Source organism: Mesorhizobium sp. M4B.F.Ca.ET.214.01.1.1 (assembly GCF_004791545.1).
GTDB classification, from domain to species: domain Bacteria; phylum Pseudomonadota; class Alphaproteobacteria; order Rhizobiales; family Rhizobiaceae; genus Mesorhizobium; species Mesorhizobium abyssinicae.
Map to the genome: position 1 here is coordinate 84,416 of NZ_SRUX01000007.1, position 16,338 is coordinate 100,753.

The window sequence follows — 16,338 nt, forward strand, 5'->3', positions numbered from 1 at the left end:
TGCGAACTTGTCAGCGATGCCCGATGTTTGCCTACTAGCGGCCGATGCCTCGGCATTGTCGAGGTTCGCCGCAGTGAATCGAACATTGACGGCGGCGCCCTGGCCCTGAAACCGGGGCCGCTTTTTAGGATATGACCGATGACATCGCATGGCTCGGCTCTCTGGGGCATACGTCCGCAGGAAGAAGTGATGCAAACCAAATGTGACTACATCGTCATTGGCGGCGGCTCGACTGGCTGCGTGATTGCCTCGCGGCTTTCGGAAAATCCCGATGCCTCGGTCTTCCTGTTGGAGGAGGGGCCGCGCGACTTCAATCCTTACATCCATATACCGGGTGCCTACTACAAGACTGCTCAAGGATCGCTCCTGAAACGAATTGCCTGGGAACCGACCTCAAGCCAATCGCGAAGCGAGCAGCCGACCATGGTGCAGGCCCGGGTGCTGGGCGGCGGCAGTTCAGTCAACGCGATGATCTATATCCGCGGCGCTCCGTCCGACTATGCGCGGTGGGAAGCGCTCGGTGCGGATGGCTGGAACTACGCCGATGTACTGCCCTTCTTTCTGCGTTCCGAAGACAACAACCGTTTCTGCAATCAGGCTCACGCGGTGGGCGGACCGCTAGGCGTTTCCGACATCGACCACATCCACCCCCTCACACGTGCCTGGCTGCAGGCGTGTCAGCAGGCCGGGCTGCCCTATAATCCGGACTTCAATTCGGGCGACCAGGCCGGCTGCGGTCTTTACCAGATCACCGCCAAAAATAATCGGCGAAGCAGCGCCGCAACGGCCTTCATCAAGCCCGCCCGGCACAGATCCAACTTACAGATTCGAACAGGTTCCACTGTCACGCGAATAATCGTCGAGAAGGGGCGTGCCGTCGGTGTGGAGTACGTAGCAAAAGGCCGCAAATGGGTGGTTATGGCCAGTCGCGAAGTGATCCTGTCGGCGGGTGCGATTGCCTCGCCGAAATTGCTGATGTTGTCGGGAATTGGGCCCGCCGGCGCTCTGCGCGAACATGGCATTCCTGTTGTTGCTGACCTGCCGGGCGTCGGGCAGAACCTCCAGGACCATATCGAGATATCTCTCGTCTATCAGTTGAACGGACCCCACAGCTACGACAAATACAAGAAGCCGCACTGGAAGGCCGCTGCCGGTCTGAACTACCTCCTGTTCAGGGATGGTCCCGCTTCGTCGAACCTCATCGAAGGGGGAGCGTTCTGGTGGGGCAATACAAGCGAGGCCATCCCGGATGTGCAATACTTCATGGTCGTGGGAGCCGGCATCGAGGAAGGCGTCGACGCCGTCCCGGGTGGGAATGGCTGCACCATCAATCTTGGGCAGATCAGGCCGCGGTCTCGAGGGGAAGTGACGCTGAGAAGCGCCGATCCCTACGATAATCCACGCGTTGCACCGCGATATTTTTCCGACACCTACGATCTCGATGCCGTGGCTGAAGGCACGATGGGCGCGTTCGAGATCATGGAGCAGCCCGCCATCCGCCGCTACATTGCCTCAAGGCAGATCCCGTCCGCGGGCACAGCGACGCCACTCCAGGTGAGAAAGTTCTGCCAGGAGGTCGCGCATCCGGCGCTGCATCCCGCCGGCACCTGCCGGATGGGCAAGGACGGCATGGCCGTCGTTGATTCCGAGCTTCGCGTCCACGGTATCGAAGGACTCCGCGTGGCGGATGCTTCGGTCATGCCAACGCTGATATCCGGCAACCCCAATGCTGTGTGCATCATGATCGGCGAGAGGACCGCGAACTTTATCCAACAGGGCAAGTAGGAACGCGGCTCCGCCCCGAGGACCAGCCTCACGCGCTCGCTGGCCAGCACGCCGGTGATGATGACATGCAGACCAGAGGCCTACGATAGTGAACGATGTCTCGACGATTTCCCAAGGCATCCGACGCAGCCGCTTCTTTTGCAGTCTGTTCTTCCTCGGCGGCGGCATCGGGATCGGGGCCTGGGCCTCCTCCCTTCCGGTCCTCAGCATTCAAATGAATCTGGACAAAGGGCAACTCGGGCTAGTCCTGATCTGCTTTGCTCTCGGCGCCATTTTGATGATGACCAATATCGCCCGCTTGATAGCGATTGTCCCGAGCAGCGTACTAAGCCTGGTGGGATCGATCACGTTTGGGGCAACCCTGACGGCCCTGCCCTATGTCGGGGACGCCTGGCCGCTGGCGGCGATTGTGTTCCTTGCGGGGGCCGGGTTTGGAACGCTCGACGTTTCGATGAATATCGATGCCTCGGCATTGGAGCGTCGCATGCGCCGGCAGGTGATGTCGTCGTTTCATGCCGTGTTCAGTTTCGGGAGCTTGGCCGGCGCGTTTGTGGTCGGTCAAATACTGTCCCACGGTGGCGCTTTGAGCGTATGCCTTGGCGTCACGGGGGCCGGTGTGGCGGCAGTCGCACTTGTCGCTTGCACGGGGTGGAACAATGCAGCCCGGTTAGACGGCCCTGCGGACGCGACAGAGGCGACGGACGGCAAGTTCGACAGCGCTTTGACGAACCATCTCTACCTGCTTGGCGGCCTCGCATTCCTGGGGATGCTCGCCGAGGGCGGGATGATGGATTGGAGCGCCATATACATCGTGACGCGATCCGGCGGCGCAGAAAGCACAGGCGCCTATGGCTTCGCGGCATTTGCAACCATGATGGCAACAGGCCGCCTGTTTGGTGACTTCATCGCAAACAGCATCGGTCAGATGACGATGTTGAGCTATTGCACAATGATCTGCGCGGGTTCAGTGCTCGTACTGATCCTGATGGGCGGCAATCTTCCCGTTGTTCTGGTTGCGCTCGCGGTGTGCGGTCTTGGCCTTGCCAACGTCGTGCCGACCCTTTTTGCAGCCGCTGGACGCGCGGGAGGCACATCGGCCGCTCGCGCAATGTCTATCGTGACAACGATGGGATATGCCGGATTGCTGCTGGGGCCGGGTTTGCTCGGCCTGATCGCCCATGTCGGGTCGTTGACCGGCAGCTTCCTAATCATCCTGCTGGCGTTCATCGCCATCGCAGTTTCAGCACGCTCGGTGCGTCGGGAGAAGGCTTGATCCGCCACAGTCGCCGACGCGAGACGCGGTTATGGCCGTCAAGCGGTGGATTTATTGCAACCACACCCGGACACGACCCACGATCTCTGCCGTTGATATCCCATATCGATCGTGAAGTGTCGGCAGTGCACCGGCATCGAGGAATTCGTCCGGCAAGCCTATCTGCCGGAAGACCGGGTGCACGCCTTCGCGCATGAGGAGAGCCGCAACGCCTTCGCCGAGCCCACCGATGATCGTGTGGTTTTCAGCAACGACGACCAACCTCCCGGGCTTGCGCGCGACGGACAGTATTGCCTCGGTATCGAGCGGCTTGATTGTCGGTACGTGCAGGACCGCACAGCCGATCCGGTCTGCCTCCATCGCCTTTGCCGCCTCCAGGACACGCATAGTCATCAGACCGCTGGAAATGAAGAGCACGTCCTCGCCTTCGCGCAGCAGCCGCGCCTTTCCGATCTGGAACCTGTAGTCGTAATCGTCGAGCACGACCGGAACCTTGCCGCGCAGCAACCGCATATAGACGGGTCCCTTATGGTCCGCGATAGCTTCGGTGGCCTGCTCGATGTCGAGTGCGTCGCATGGATCTATGATGGTCAGGTTCGGCATGCCGCGAAAGATGGCGATGTCCTCCGTCGCCTGGTGGCTGGGGCCATATCCCGTGGTCAAGCCCGGCAGCGCGCAGACGATCTTGACGTCGAGATTCTCCTCGGCGATCGCCATGCAAATGAAATCATAGGCGCGACGCGAGGCGAAGACGGCATAGGTCGTCGCGAAGGGCTTGAAGCCTTCCCGCGCCAGGCCGGCAGCCGCACTCATCAGCACCTGCTCCGCCATGCCCATCTGATAAAAGCGGTCCGGATGCTCCTGCGCGAAAACATGGAGATCGGTGTATTTGCCGAGGTCGGCCGTCAGCCCGACAATCTCCGATCTGCTACGCGCCAGGCGGGCCAATGTATGACCGAATGGGGCGTTGCGCGTCAAAACGCCATCCGGCGCGATCGAGGCGATCATCGCGGATGTGGTCTTGCGCTCTCTTTCGTTCACGGCGAAGCGCGGCTCGAATTTTGACAACCTCACAGCGGACGTCCCTGTTCCAGAGCTTCGAGCGCCAGCGCCCATTCATGCGGCTCGACGCGAATGAAATGCGTTACGTCGCGGGATTCCAGGAAAGGCACGCCCTTCGCCATGCGTGTGTCGCAGATGATCATACGGGGTCGCGGCTCCTTGAGTGAGCGAGCGCAGTCGAATGCTTCGCGCACCGCGTCGATATCGTTGCCGTCCACGCGCTGCGCATGCCAGCCGAACGCCTCGAATTTGTCGGTCACCGGCTCGGAGGACAGCATGGCCGTCGACGGACCGTCGGCCTGCTGGTTGTTGAAATCGACGATGGCGATGAGATTGTCGAGCCTATGGTGGGCCGCCGACATTGCCGCCTCCCAAGTCGAGCCCTCTCCGAGCTCACCGTCGGACAAGAGATTGTAGACGAGGCTGTCGCTCCGCTTGCGTTTCAGCCCCAGGCACATGCCAACCGCAATGCCGAGGCCGTGGCCGAGTGATCCGCCGGTGATTTCCATGCCGGGCGTGTACGCCGCCATGCCAGACATCGGCATGCGGCTGTCATCGGTGCCGTAGGTTGCGAGCTCTTCTTCAGGCAGCACGCCCGCTTCAATCAATGCCGCGTAAAGCGCTATCGCATAATGGCCGATGGACAGCAGGAAACGGTCGCGTTCCTCCCACAGAGTGTCCTCCGGTCGGTAGCGCAAGGCATGGAAGTAGGCGACGGCAAGCACGTCGGCCACTCCCAACGCCTGCCCGACATAGCCCTGGCCCTGGACTTCCCCCATGCGCACGGCATGCCGGCGGATGCGATAGGCACGTTCAGCAAGGCCCACATTGCTGCCGGCTCGAGGCATCTCGGTTTCAGATGCCGCATCAACCATGGATCAGCATCCCGCCATTCACATCGATCACCGCGCCGGTGATGTAGCTGGCTAGGTCCGATGCCAGGAACAGATAGGCCCCCGCCACGTCGCGCGCGTCGCCAAGCCTGCTCAGCGGGATTCCCTTGACGATGTCGGCGCGCATACTATCGGTCAGCTTGTCGCCGGTGATGTCGGTCTGGATCAGGCCGGGGGTCAGGCAATTGACGCGGATGCCGTCAGGGCCGAACTCGCGCGCCATCGCCTTGGCCAGCCCGAGCACGCCAGCCTTGGCGGCGGAATAGTGCGGGCCGCCAAAGATGCCCCCGCCGCGTTGCGCGGAAACCGACGACATGCAGATGATCGAACCGCCGCCATTGTCGCGCATGTGCGGGATGAAGGCCTGGCTGAGGTAGAGGACGCCGCGCAGATTGACGTCGAGGACGCGGTCCCAGTCGGCCGGGCCGATCTCCAGCGTCTTCACCGGCTGCGTTACGCCGGCATTGTTGCAGAGCACGTCGACCCTGCCGAAGGCTTCGCTCACCGCGGCGGCAGCCTTCCTGCACGCGTCGAGGTCGGTGACATTGCAGGCGAGGCCGATATGTTGGCCACCGAGCGACGCGGCGGCATCACGCGCTTGCCCTTCATCAAGGTCGAGTATTGCAATGCGCGCCCCGTGCTCCGCCATCAGCGTCGCAGTGGAACGGCCAATTCCCCGAGGGCTCGCGGCGCCCGAAATAACCGCGGACTTGCCCTTCAGCAACATGTCGAAGTCTCCTGCACTTTCAGTTCTCTCGGTGGATGATCTAGAGCCGGTAGAAGCGAGCAGCGTTGTCGTGAAACAAGGCGAGCCGCTCCTCGTGCGGATAGGCGATCGTGATTTCCTTGAAAGCGTTCACGATGGCGTCGAAGCTCGAAAACAGCTTGTCGACCGGAAAATTCGTCGCGAACATCGAGCGCTCGACGCCGAAGGCCGCTATCGCTTCTTCGACATAAGGGCGGATCGACGCCGTGGTCCATGACCAGTCGCCCATGCCCAGCCCGGAAATTTTGCAGGCGACATTCGGCGCCCGCGCCAACTGCCGCATCCCCCTTTTCCAGGCGTCGAAATGATCCGGGCCGTCTACCTGCATCCCCGTGTGATCGAGAATGATCTGGACGTCTGGAAAGTAACGCGCGAGTTCTAGAAATTCGCCCATCTGCGGGTAGTAGAGCTGCAGGTCGAAGCTCAGCCCGCGTTTTCCCAGTTCGCGGAAGCCTCGACGCCATTCAGGCGTCCGACTGATTTCCGGTCGAGTCTGATAGGTCTTGGCCGGGTCCGGATGATAGTTCATCGACTGCCGGATGCCCCGGAAATTCGCAAACTCCATATGCCGGTCGAGAAGTTCGCCGACATCGGCTTTGGATAGGTCGGCGTAACCGACGATGCCATGCGGAAAGCCGCGCTTGTCTGCGATCCCCTGCAACCAGCGCGTCTCCCCAACCGGGTCTCGAGGGTCGAACCCAACATCCAGGTGCACTGATTTCACCAGGTTCTGGTTCCTGGCGTCTTCGAGATAATCGTCCAGCAGATAGCTCTTGCGGATCGCCTCATAGTCGCCGAAGGCCGCCGGTTTCACACCGTCTGTGAGCCAAGGATAGTAGTGGGTTTCCAGATCCCACAAATGATGGTGCGGATCGATGAACGGCAGTTCGGTCACGATTTTGCTCCTTGATGGGGCGTGGACCCGCCGGTCGACCGGCAGGTCCACTCTCGTGATGCTCAATTGCTTGGTGGGAAAACGCGGGCGATGACCTTCTGCGCCTCGGGGCTGTCGACTTTGTCCGCGGTGACGAGCGGCATCACCAGAGCCAGGTCCTGGGTCACCGGCGCGCCTGTCAGCGCATTGTAGACCTGCTGCGTTCCATCGATGCCCTGGCCCACCGCTTCCTGGAAGAAGATGCCCTGGATCGCCCCTTTCTTCAGCAGCGCGATGGTGGTCGGCGATCCATCTGCGACCGTGATACCGACCTTGCCGGTCAGGCCGCGGGTCTCTACCACCTTGGCGGCACCCGAACCGGCTTCGTCATACATGCCGTAAATGGCCTTGATGTCGGGATTGGCGGTCAGCAGATCGTTTGCCTGCGTGACAGCCTCGTTTATTGTAAGACCGCGCGTTTCGAGCATCTGGACGAGATCGCAGCCATTCGCCGCGAACGCTTCCTTGGCACCCTTCAGATATTTCTGCGCGTTCTCCCTGTCCTGCGGCAGCGACAGCATTCCCACCTTGTTGCCGCCACGCTCCTTGGCGAGTTCGCAGGTGAATTTGCCTTGCGCCTTGCCGGTGTCGTAATTGTTCGCGGTAACCGAGGACGTGTAGTTGGTGAGGCCCGGCTGCGGCCCGATGCCGGCGAACGCGATCGGAACCTTCTGCTTGGCCAGATAGTCGAGGAGCGGCGGCGTCGAGGTGGAACTGACGGGACCGATCACGATGGCCGACACCCCCTTGGTCACGGCCGTCCTTGCATTGTCCATCTGCTTGGCCGGCGAGTTCTCCGAGGTGTACTCGACATAGTCCATGCCAAGTTCCTTGGCCTTCTCCTTCACGCCGTAGCCCACCCATTGCCAGTATGAGATGTCCAGCGAAGGGGCGATGTAGGCAACTGTTTTCTTGTCCTGCGCATAGGATGCGCTGGCCAAGGCGGTTGCCACTGCCGCAAGCAGGATTGTCTTGGTCTTCATCTTAGTTCCTCCCGTTGATGATCTAGAGTCGGTTCTTGTTGCTAAAGCGGTCGATCAGCACCGCAAGCAGGATGGCGGCGCCCGTAACAGACCCCTGCCAGAAGCTGTTCACGCCGATGAGGTTCACGCCGTTCTGGATGCAGGTGATCATGAGCGCACCCAACACTGCCCCTATCGCGCTGCCCGTCCCGCCAAAGAGACTGGCTCCGCCGATCACGACAGCGGCAATCGCTTGCAGCATCAGGCTGGACCCTGCCGTGGCCTCGGCGTTGAGGATGTAGCTGACCGTCAGCAGCCCGGCGAAAGAGGCAAGCAAGCCGGAGATCACATAGGCCGCGAGTTTGATGCGCAGCACCGGAATGCCGAGCAGCCGGGCAGCCACTGCCGACGAGCCCACGGCATAGAACCAACGCCCCAGGACGACCTTGCGCAGCACATACTCCAGCACCACCATCAGGATGATGCAGAACAGGAGATGGTTGGGCACCGAGGGGATGAGTTCGCCGGAGTTCAGGAGCCAAAAATCCGGCGCGCCGATCGGCATCGATCGGCCGTTGGTAACGATGAAGGCAAGGCTGCCGGCAACGGCGTATGTGATCAGTGTAACGACGAAGGGGGCCAGTCGCACGACCGTCACGAGGAACCCGTTGAGGGAGCCGAACACCAGGCCGACGGCCAGACCGGCGATACTGGCAGTGACGCCATCGGCGCCATTGGCCATCGCCAAAGCGGTCACCATTCCGGTCAAGGAAAAGACCGAACCGACCGAGAGGTCGATACCACCCGTGAGGACGACCAGGAAGACGCCCAACGACATGATGATGAGCGGGGCTGCCGCCTGGATGATGTTTTGCATATTGCCCATGCTGAGCGCGGCCGGCACGAACATGCCCACGGCAAGCATCAGGGCGACAATCGCGGCGGCAATCGCAGCCTCGGTGCGATAGGAGAGCAAGAGTCCAGGCGCGCGGGTTGTCGTGGTCCGGATCTTCTTGGCCGCCGCGTTTCCGTTGGTTACGTCGGTCATGCGGCCATCCCCGTCAGTTCCGCGAGCCCGTCTTCGGTGAAACGCTCTTCGGACAGGAAACCTTTGGGGCGCCCATCGGTGTCGAAGGCGAAGATGGCGTCGCACAATTCGAGCAATTCGATGTTTTCGGTCGACCACCAGACAATGATTGCGCCGGCGTCCGCCATGTGCCGGATCAGGGCATAGATGTCGTGCTTGGTGCCGATGTCGACACCGCGCGTCGGCTCTTCCAGCACCACCAGACGCAGGGGCAAGCCGAGCCAGCGGGCAACGATAAGCTTCTGCTGGTTGCCGCCGGACAACGACGCCGGCAGATCCCAGATCGAAACGGCCTTCAGTTTCAGTGCCGAGACGAGATCAAGGCATTCCTGCCTTTCGGCCGCGCCAACGATCTGCCGCCCTTCGCGAACCCTGCGGGCGGCAAGCACGTTGTCGACGATCGGAAGCTGCGAGAGTATCCCCTTCATCGTCCGGTCGCCCGAGATGAATCCGACGCCGGCGCGCGCCGCCTGCGACGGCGATGAAAAGCTTCCTTTGAAACCTTCGCCGGAGACGTGCCAGCCAGCACCCCTGCCGGCACCGACCAGAGGATTGATCAGCCCGGTCGGACCCGCTGGTGCGCCGGCAAGGCCTAGTATGGTGCCGGGCCAGATTTCCATCCTGGCATCGTCCGGGCCCAAGAACTCTACTGGGCTGCCTTGGCGAACCTCCTTCTTCGACTTCAGCCGTCCTGCCACATCGTGCGCCGGCTGCCCCATCTGCTGGACGATCTCGGCATCGCTCAGCAAGGCAACTGGGGTAGCGTTCACCACCGTGATGCCGTCCCGCAGAATAGTGCAGACATGGCAGAGTTCGCGGATTTCCTTCATACGGTGCGAAACGAAAACGATGCCGATGCCCTCGTCATGAACCAGTCGCTTCAGGACGGAGAACAGCTTGGCCGTCTCACCGGCGGTCAAATTGGCGGTGGGCTCGTCGAGAAGCAACACCTCCGCACCGGTCGAAAGAGCACGGGCGATCTCGACGATCTGCCCTTCATGCAAAGAGAGCTTGCGCGCCGGAAGATCGACAATCTCTCGCCCGATTGCCGGATCGATGAGATCGAGCGCGTTCAGCGCAACGTCGCGCATACGGCGATGGCTGCTCCGTGAAAAACCCGACCTCGCATGCACGATCCCGATATTCTCCGCGACCGAGAGCTCGGGGAGCAACGCCAGTTCCTGGTGGACCACGGCAATGATCGGATGGATGCTGTTAGTCTTCGCCGATGAAAACCGGATCTCTCCGGCGTCGCGAGGCGTTAGACCGGTGACGATGCGGACAAGAGTGCTCTTGCCGGCACCGTTGCCGCCCAGCAATGCGTGAATTTCCCCGGAACGGACCTGAAAGTCGACACCGCGCAGAACACGGGTTGCGCCGTAGCTCTTCTCGACATTGGAAGCCTCGATCAAAGACTCCCTGGTGAATGCCTGTCCGGCCGCGGCCACTGTGCCGCCGCCCAGGCTCTGGACCGGTTCCATCCTGCATCTCCTCCCGAGACCTGAGGAATGATGCGACCGATTGACATCCGGCTCAATTCTCGTTTCTTAACTGTTTGTGTAGCTGAGCTTAACTGCTGAGAGCGATGTTCGACCTAAAATTCAAGTCCATGGCTCACTTCGAGGCTGTTGCACGCCTGGGCGGCGTGGCAAAGGCTGCCCAGGAATTGCAGGTCACGCCTTCGGCCGTCAGCCAGCAGTTGCGGCTGCTGGAGCACCAGCTTGGCGTCCGTCTGTTCCAGCGCGAGAAACGCCACCTGTCCCTGACGATCGACGGCGAACGGCTCTATCAGACGACCACTCAGGCCTTCGAATCCATCCGCGAGGTTCGCAATTCCATCGTGCGGCAGCGCGAGGCCTTTCAGCTCAGCCTTCGCGTCAGCCCTTCCTTCGGCGAGAAGTGGCTGGCCCCCCGGCTTGCCGAGTTCAGCAAGGCGTTTCCGAGCTGGAATTTGCGGGTCGACGCAACGCCAAACTTCTCCGACTTCGAAACGGAGGTCATCGATCTCGACCTGCGTTACGGCGACGGTGGTTGGGCCGGCCTGTATTCGGACTGCGTCGTAAACGATCTCATCTTGCCAATGTGTTCGCCATCCTATTTGGCCGAGTTGCAGGCGCTTTCATCTGATCCGCGACAACAGCTTCGTCACGCCAGATTGATAGACAGCGTCAAGGCCTATTTCCGCTGGGATTACTGGCTGCCACGCAACGGCATCCAGGGTGCGCGAATGACGTACCCCTATCGTTTCGACCGTTCTTCCATGTCAGTCCAGTTGGCAAAGGACGGCGCGGGCGTGGTTCTGGAAAGCACCTCGATTGCATTCGAGGACCTTGCAGCGGGAAGCCTGGTGCCCGTTTCGACCGAGTTCGATGTCATCGAGTTTCCAGGATATTGGCTCGTCTGCCCATCGCGACATATGAACCGGCGTGCCGTCCGCCTGTTCTCGGACTGGGTGTCGAATGTCGGCAGGCGCGATACGGATCGCGCCCGTGAGTTTCTGGTGACGAGCGGCCTACGCATATCGTTCGAACGGCGGCCCCATTTCGGCTCCCGAGACGACAAAATCGAAACAGCGCGTGAGTAGTCCCATCCTGCTTGATTTACTGAATCCTTGTCCCACGAAATTGCACCGTCAGGCCTGAGGATCTAGAAGCCGCACACCCTCACCCTTTTGACCAGCGTACAAGAATTCGACGCCAGCTCTTGTTAACGCCGCCTCAATGGCTTGTAGAGTGCTGATCCGGGAGTCCACCTTTCCGTTCTCCAACCTGGCCAACGCGTTCAGCGATACGATTGCTTTGTCTGCAAGCTCCTGCTGCGACCAACCAAGCAATGCCCGCGCGGCTCGAATCTGTCGTGGACTGACCATGAGTCCACAATCGACAGGTCGGATTTCTCCGCCACCTATAGGTGTATTTTACACCTTGTAAGGTGTTTGGAATGCCTTATATCATCGAGATCTGAGCCTTGGGAGATTAGGGATCCAACGCTGGATAGTTCCCGTGGAAGAAGGGCGTTGTCGCCTCTCCCTGCAAAAGATGCGAACCTATGAAGGGCGCGAAATGGAGTTGCTGCAGAGCGGCCTGAAGCTCCGACAATTGCAGGTCTTTCGCGCGGTGCTGCGGGCCGGATCGACGAGGCAAGCAGCTATCGCGCTCGGGATTAGCCAACCGGCGGTGAGCCAGCACATCAAGCAGCTCGAGGCGCTCCTCGGCATCACGCTGTTTGAGAGATCCACCAACCGCATCCTTCCTTCGCGAGAGGCGTGGGAACTCCTCCGCAACGTCGAACTTGCGCTGACATCCCTTGATCGCGTGGAAGCGTCGATCTTCGCGATGAAGAACGAAGAGAGGCAACAAATCGCGATTGCCGCACCCGCGGTCTTCGGTTTCGTGACCTTGCCGAAGGTCGTCGCGACAGTCCGATCGAAGACTGGTTCGAGCGTCCGATCAATTTCAGGAAACTATCACCAAGTGGGCGAGCATATCCTGTCCGGCCGAGTCGACCTTGGCATCTCTCGGCTGCCTTTGGACCCTCGCCTGTTTGAATGGGCGCCGATCGGTTCGGCGCACAACGTGTGCATCTTTCATCCAAAGCACCGCTTTTCAAGGCAGACGTGTGTCGAAGCCAGCGACCTCGCAGGCGAAACGATCGTCGACATCGACCCGGAATTCGCGTCGCACCAGATGAACTTCAACGCCTTGCGCTTCGCCGGCGTCGAGCCGGACATACTGGTGGAATATGACTCCAATGGCTACGAGGTTGGATTCGTTTCGGCCGGCCTTGGCGTATCCATCACCAACGAGATCATTGCACGCGAGTATTCAGCGTTCGAATTGGAAGCAAGACCGGTCGACCCATCTGCGCTCTATCACTACGTGGCCATCTGGCAGAGAGGCAGGACGCTTTCCAGCACCATGGAGGTGTCTCTCGATGCAATCCGGTCGGCCTTCGAAAACTGTCTCCCGGCAAACGATATTGCATGCGACATGAACCGGCCGCCCATGGCGGTCCGACGCTAAGGCTTTCTCGCTTTCGCGAAGCCGCCATCCGTCGCCATGAAGCGCTGGAGCATAGCACGATCAAGCGCATGGGATCGGTATGCGGCTGTCCGGCTTCGCGTCCAAGGATATCCTCATATCTGTTCACCGTGACTTTGACAGAGTTTGTCGTGCCGGTCCTGCTCCACTCGACGCGAAGGCCGCCATCCGGCCTCCTCCCTTCTCGGACCGCACAGCCTGAACCGGCCGAACCGGTGCGCCGCTACGAGCGCGAGAAGCCAGCGAGATGATCCACATCGACATCAAGAAACTCGGGCGCTTCGAGCGCGTCGGCCACCGCATCACCGGCGATCGCGTCGGCCAGTCCAACAGCCGCGGCGTCGGCTGGGGAGTTCGTCCATGTCTGCATCGACGACGCCTCGCGCGTCGCCTTCTCGCAGGTCTTGCCGGACTAGAGGAAGGAGAGCGCTATCGCCTTCCTGAAGGCGGCGGTCGCCTACTACGCCAGCTTGGGCATCGTGGTCGAGCGCGTCATGACCGACAACGGGTCCTGCTACAGGTCGAAGGCCTTCGCCAAGGCCTGCCGCAAGCTTGCCTCAAGCACATTCGCACCAAACCCTACACGCCCAAGACCAACGGCAAGGCCGAGCGCTTCATCCAGACCGCGCTGCGCGAATGGGCCTATGCCATCACCTATCCGACTTCAGATCACCGTTCCGCCGAGCTGCCTGTCTGGCTGCACAGATACAATTGGCATCGCCCACATGGCAGCCTAAAGTCCAAAAACCTATCAGTCGCCTCGCTCTAACCGAGGACAACCTGTTGAGGCTCCACACCTAGAGCGGCTACCGGAAAACTTTTCCCCGAGCGAGCGATGCCACCGCCAGCCTTCTTCGCTACGGCTGGCGCTTGCGCGATGAAGGCCTGCGCATGCTGGGCACGGGTCGAGCGGATGCGGCCGGGGCGGATGCGAAGCTCGCGCTCTGTGCCATGCCGTTGTCCTGCAACGTGGAAAAGAGGATGCCGATACAAAGTCTTGGGCGTTCGGCGCACATTGCGCCGAATGACCGCAATGTGCGCAGGGCACCTGAAAATCCCCAAAAACAAACCGACCGGCCAGCACACAATGTGCGGGCTTTTATCTAGCCATCTTAATCGGTTGTGCTTCCGGTGGTCTTTTCGACATCGTCGTTCCTCTCCTTCTGTGCGATAATATACGAATTTATTCTCTGTGCTACGATGCCGCGTTCTGGCGTCGAGTTCCGATGCGCCGTGCAATCTTCCGCGCTCTGCGACGGGGTTAATCGGCTGCACGAAAGCAGCGCTCGAACCGTCGTGGCGCACTTTTCCATCGGACTGACGGTGCATCGTCACAGGCAATCGAGCGCGGTCCGGCCGTCTGTCGATCGGCGCGGCCGCAGGCAATGTATGGCCCGCACCGTCTGCAAGCGGAATGTTTTGAGTGGGACAACCGGTCTGCACCAATGTATCCGGCCTCGACGCTTCAGGAGTCCTGCCAAGATGGAGATTCGCGCGCCCGGCTCCTAACAAGATACACGACCTCGAAAGGGCCGCTGCCTGCCGACGGGTTTGCCGAACGCCGATCAACCGTTGGGCCATCTCTATGTACATCCTCCCGCAGACTTCATACGGCCGAGCAGTTGCCGGGACGCGCCCGCTCGACCAAACTCGTTACCGTTGGACGCCATCACGGCTTCGTAGGGGCGCTGGTTTGACATCACTGCCCAGGCGATCCGGGCCAGCTTGTTGGCGAGCGCAACGACCACCACGTTGCGCTTGGCGCGCTGCAGTAGCGCTTGCAGCCAGGCGCCGAGCTGGGTGTCCATTCGCGCCAGATATGGCAGTGCCGCTCGCGCGCCATGGATCAACAGCACGCGCATGTAGGTGCTCCCGCGCTTGCTTATCCCCGTCAGCCGCGGCTTGCCGTCGGTCGTGATCTGACGTGGAACAAGCCCCAGCCAGGCAGCGAAATCACGCCCCTTGGCAAACGCCGACACGTCGCCGACCGCTGCGGCCAGCGCCGTTGCGTTGAGAGCGCCAATGCCTGGCACGCTGCGCAGGAGACGGGCTCGTTCATCGCTTTCGGCGAGCGCTTCAAACTCGTGGTCGAGCTGCTTGATCCGATGATCGAGCGCGTGCAGTTCATCGACCATGTCGTGAACGAGTTGCTGCATCCTGGCGGTCAAGGTCGTGTTGTTCGGCGGGTTCTCGCGCAGCCACAGGTTCAGCTTTGGTCGACCTTGGCGATGACGATGCCGCGATCGAACAGCACACCGCGCAGTTGATTGATCAGGGCCGTCCGCGTGCCGACCAGTCGCTCGCGCGCACGGTGCAAAGTCTGGACATCGAGTTGCTCTTCCGACTTGACCGGTACGAAGCGCATGGTCGGTCGTGTCGCCGCCTCGGCGATTGCCTCGGCATCGCGATCGTCGTTCTTGTGCGACTTCACGTACGGTTTCACATACTCTGGCGGCATCAGCCGGACATCGTATCCGAGCGAGGTAAACTGACGAGCGAGGTGATGAGCGCCGCAGCACGCCTCCATGCCAATGATGCAGCGCGGTTGCTTTTCGACGAATGCAGCAAGGGATGGCCGGCGCATCCGACGACGCAGCACAACCGCTCCTTGGCGGTCGAGACCGACCAGGCTGCAGAGCGTTTTTCCGAGATCGATTCCGAGTACGGCGATGTTCATCTTCCGTCGTTCCTGGTCTGCATCGGTCCTCATCCGCCGACGGATCTCTAGTGTCAGATGGCGCCGGTCAGAGTGCCGGCACCGTGCGTTTGTACTGTCGATCTTCTGCTCATCGATGCGTTCCCAGCAGCCTGCGATCCTTGATGTGAGCGCGCGGGGCGGCATCGCTTCGGTTCGCCGCGGACCCGCCGACATAGAACGTTCCGTCGCTCCACATGGCGTGCATGATCACCGCCGGCTTGCGACACAGGCCTTGCGGCGGCAGAAGCCTGTGGCGATCGCGTGGCCCCAGATCTTGACCTTGTCTCGACGACACGATCCGCGTGATCTACCAGGGCGACATTTCGCCGACCAAATACATTCGAGCCCCGATCCCGCTGCCGGACGGCGGCATTGTCGGCAACGCCGAGATCATTGCGACGCTCGCCTACAAGTGTCTGACCGATCCGCACCACCCTGGCAACTACACGAGAGCCGGGCTGGAGGTGACGTTCCGGCCGCATGACGGCAAATTCAAGACGGACGACCAGCTTCACCCCGATTCAAAAAGCTTCTTCTCCAGCATCCGTTCGGGCGGCGAGGAAGAGGAGTTGCGGCGCGATGCTTGGAAATGGGAAAACTGCCTGCACGCCAGCCGCATCTTCCGGGGGTCGAGCCTGCGCAATCCGTGCTTTGACATCCACTACAATTCTCGGCTCGAAGGCCGGAACTTTACGCCCGCTGAAAAGCTGCCCTATGCTCTGGCCGCGACGGCGCGGGCAAAAGGCATTGCGGATTTCTGCGACCAGGTTGTACGCAAGTACGCAACCCAGTTGGAGCCGCTGCGGCCCGTCGTGGAAATACCGATCAGAACCTGAAC

General features: G+C 61.0%; 14 protein-coding genes and 3 pseudogenes. 6 read left to right on the forward strand and 11 right to left on the reverse strand.

Annotated elements, in window-relative coordinates; genetic code table 11:
* Positions 1-189: 189 nt before the first annotated feature.
* Together EN857_RS15500 and EN857_RS15505 are read left to right on the forward strand one after the other, a co-directional pair.
* Complete coding sequence (locus tag EN857_RS15500; protein ID WP_245478098.1) at positions 190-1,785, forward strand: GMC family oxidoreductase N-terminal domain-containing protein; 1,596 nt, start codon at positions 190-192, stop codon at positions 1,783-1,785.
* 88 nt (positions 1,786-1,873) lie between these two features.
* The gene (locus EN857_RS15505) at positions 1,874-3,058 is read left to right on the forward strand and encodes an MFS transporter (protein WP_187331427.1); all 1,185 of its coding nucleotides are present in this window, start codon (positions 1,874-1,876) and stop codon (positions 3,056-3,058) included.
* A gap of 51 nt (positions 3,059-3,109) precedes the next feature.
* On the opposite strand, the gene EN857_RS15510 is transcribed toward EN857_RS15505, so the two are convergent.
* From EN857_RS15510 to EN857_RS15540, 7 genes are all read right to left on the reverse strand, one after another.
* The gene (locus tag EN857_RS15510; RefSeq protein ID WP_245511329.1) at positions 3,110-4,066 is read right to left on the reverse strand and encodes a transketolase family protein; all 957 of its coding nucleotides are present in this window, start codon (positions 4,064-4,066) and stop codon (positions 3,110-3,112) included.
* Between the two features lie 62 nt (positions 4,067-4,128).
* Positions 4,129-4,995: a transketolase gene (locus EN857_RS15515; protein WP_127308835.1), complete on the reverse strand. Its 867-nt coding sequence runs from the start codon at positions 4,993-4,995 to the stop codon at positions 4,129-4,131.
* Positions 4,988-5,740 carry an SDR family NAD(P)-dependent oxidoreductase gene (locus tag EN857_RS15520; protein ID WP_127308834.1) on the reverse strand — a complete coding sequence of 251 codons (753 nt, stop codon included), beginning with the start codon at positions 5,738-5,740 and terminating at the stop codon, positions 4,988-4,990. Before EN857_RS15520 ends, EN857_RS15515 begins: the two co-directional genes overlap by 8 nt.
* Before the next feature lie 40 nt (positions 5,741-5,780).
* Positions 5,781-6,674, reverse strand: a complete 894-nt coding sequence (locus EN857_RS15525) for an amidohydrolase (protein ID WP_127308833.1) — start codon at positions 6,672-6,674, stop codon at positions 5,781-5,783.
* A gap of 62 nt (positions 6,675-6,736) precedes the next feature.
* A complete protein-coding gene (locus EN857_RS15530) occupies positions 6,737-7,696 on the reverse strand; it encodes a substrate-binding domain-containing protein (RefSeq protein WP_127308832.1) in 960 nt (319 codons plus the stop codon).
* Between the two features lie 22 nt (positions 7,697-7,718).
* Positions 7,719-8,723, reverse strand: a complete 1,005-nt coding sequence (locus tag EN857_RS15535) for an ABC transporter permease (protein WP_128346515.1) — start codon at positions 8,721-8,723, stop codon at positions 7,719-7,721.
* Positions 8,720-10,243 carry a sugar ABC transporter ATP-binding protein gene (locus EN857_RS15540; protein ID WP_127308830.1) on the reverse strand — a complete coding sequence of 508 codons (1,524 nt, stop codon included), beginning with the start codon at positions 10,241-10,243 and terminating at the stop codon, positions 8,720-8,722. The genes EN857_RS15535 and EN857_RS15540 overlap by 4 nt, the downstream gene beginning before the upstream one ends.
* 104 nt (positions 10,244-10,347) lie before the next feature.
* Here EN857_RS15540 and EN857_RS15545 point away from each other — a divergent pair, with 104 nt between their 5' ends.
* Positions 10,348-11,346, forward strand: a complete 999-nt coding sequence (locus EN857_RS15545) for a LysR substrate-binding domain-containing protein (RefSeq protein ID WP_135858850.1) — start codon at positions 10,348-10,350, stop codon at positions 11,344-11,346.
* Between the two features lie 48 nt (positions 11,347-11,394).
* Here EN857_RS15545 and EN857_RS15550 read toward each other — a convergent pair whose 3' ends face one another.
* Positions 11,395-11,631, reverse strand: coding sequence for a helix-turn-helix domain-containing protein (locus tag EN857_RS15550; RefSeq protein ID WP_127308828.1), 237 nt, complete (start codon positions 11,629-11,631; stop codon positions 11,395-11,397).
* Positions 11,632-11,824: 193 nt separating this feature from the next.
* On the opposite strand from EN857_RS15550, the gene EN857_RS15555 reads away from it, so the two are divergent.
* Positions 11,825-12,784 carry a LysR family transcriptional regulator gene (locus EN857_RS15555; RefSeq protein WP_128346517.1) on the forward strand — a complete coding sequence of 320 codons (960 nt, stop codon included), beginning with the start codon at positions 11,825-11,827 and terminating at the stop codon, positions 12,782-12,784.
* Here the strand turns inward: EN857_RS15555 and EN857_RS36325 are convergent.
* Positions 12,781-12,837, reverse strand: coding sequence for a DUF2274 domain-containing protein (locus EN857_RS36325; protein ID WP_245543666.1), 57 nt, complete (start codon positions 12,835-12,837; stop codon positions 12,781-12,783). The two genes, EN857_RS15555 and EN857_RS36325, sit on opposite strands and share 4 nt — an antisense overlap.
* 165 nt (positions 12,838-13,002) lie before the next feature.
* Between EN857_RS36325 and EN857_RS15565 the strand changes: the two are divergent.
* A pseudogene (locus tag EN857_RS15565) lies at positions 13,003-13,603 on the forward strand (IS481 family transposase); the annotation flags it as partial.
* On the opposite strand, the pseudogene EN857_RS35735 reads toward EN857_RS15565, so the two are convergent.
* Together EN857_RS35735 and EN857_RS15575 are read right to left on the reverse strand one after the other, a co-directional pair.
* Positions 13,593-13,795: pseudogene (locus EN857_RS35735) on the reverse strand (hypothetical protein); the annotation flags it as partial. The pseudogenes EN857_RS15565 and EN857_RS35735 sit on opposite strands and share 11 nt — an antisense overlap.
* A gap of 680 nt (positions 13,796-14,475) precedes the next feature.
* Positions 14,476-15,479, reverse strand: a pseudogene (locus EN857_RS15575) (IS110 family transposase); the annotation flags it as partial.
* 323 nt (positions 15,480-15,802) lie between these two features.
* On the opposite strand from EN857_RS15575, the gene EN857_RS15585 reads away from it, so the two are divergent.
* A complete protein-coding gene (locus tag EN857_RS15585; protein ID WP_128346386.1) occupies positions 15,803-16,336 on the forward strand; it encodes a hypothetical protein in 534 nt (177 codons plus the stop codon).
* Positions 16,337-16,338 lie beyond the last annotated feature (2 nt).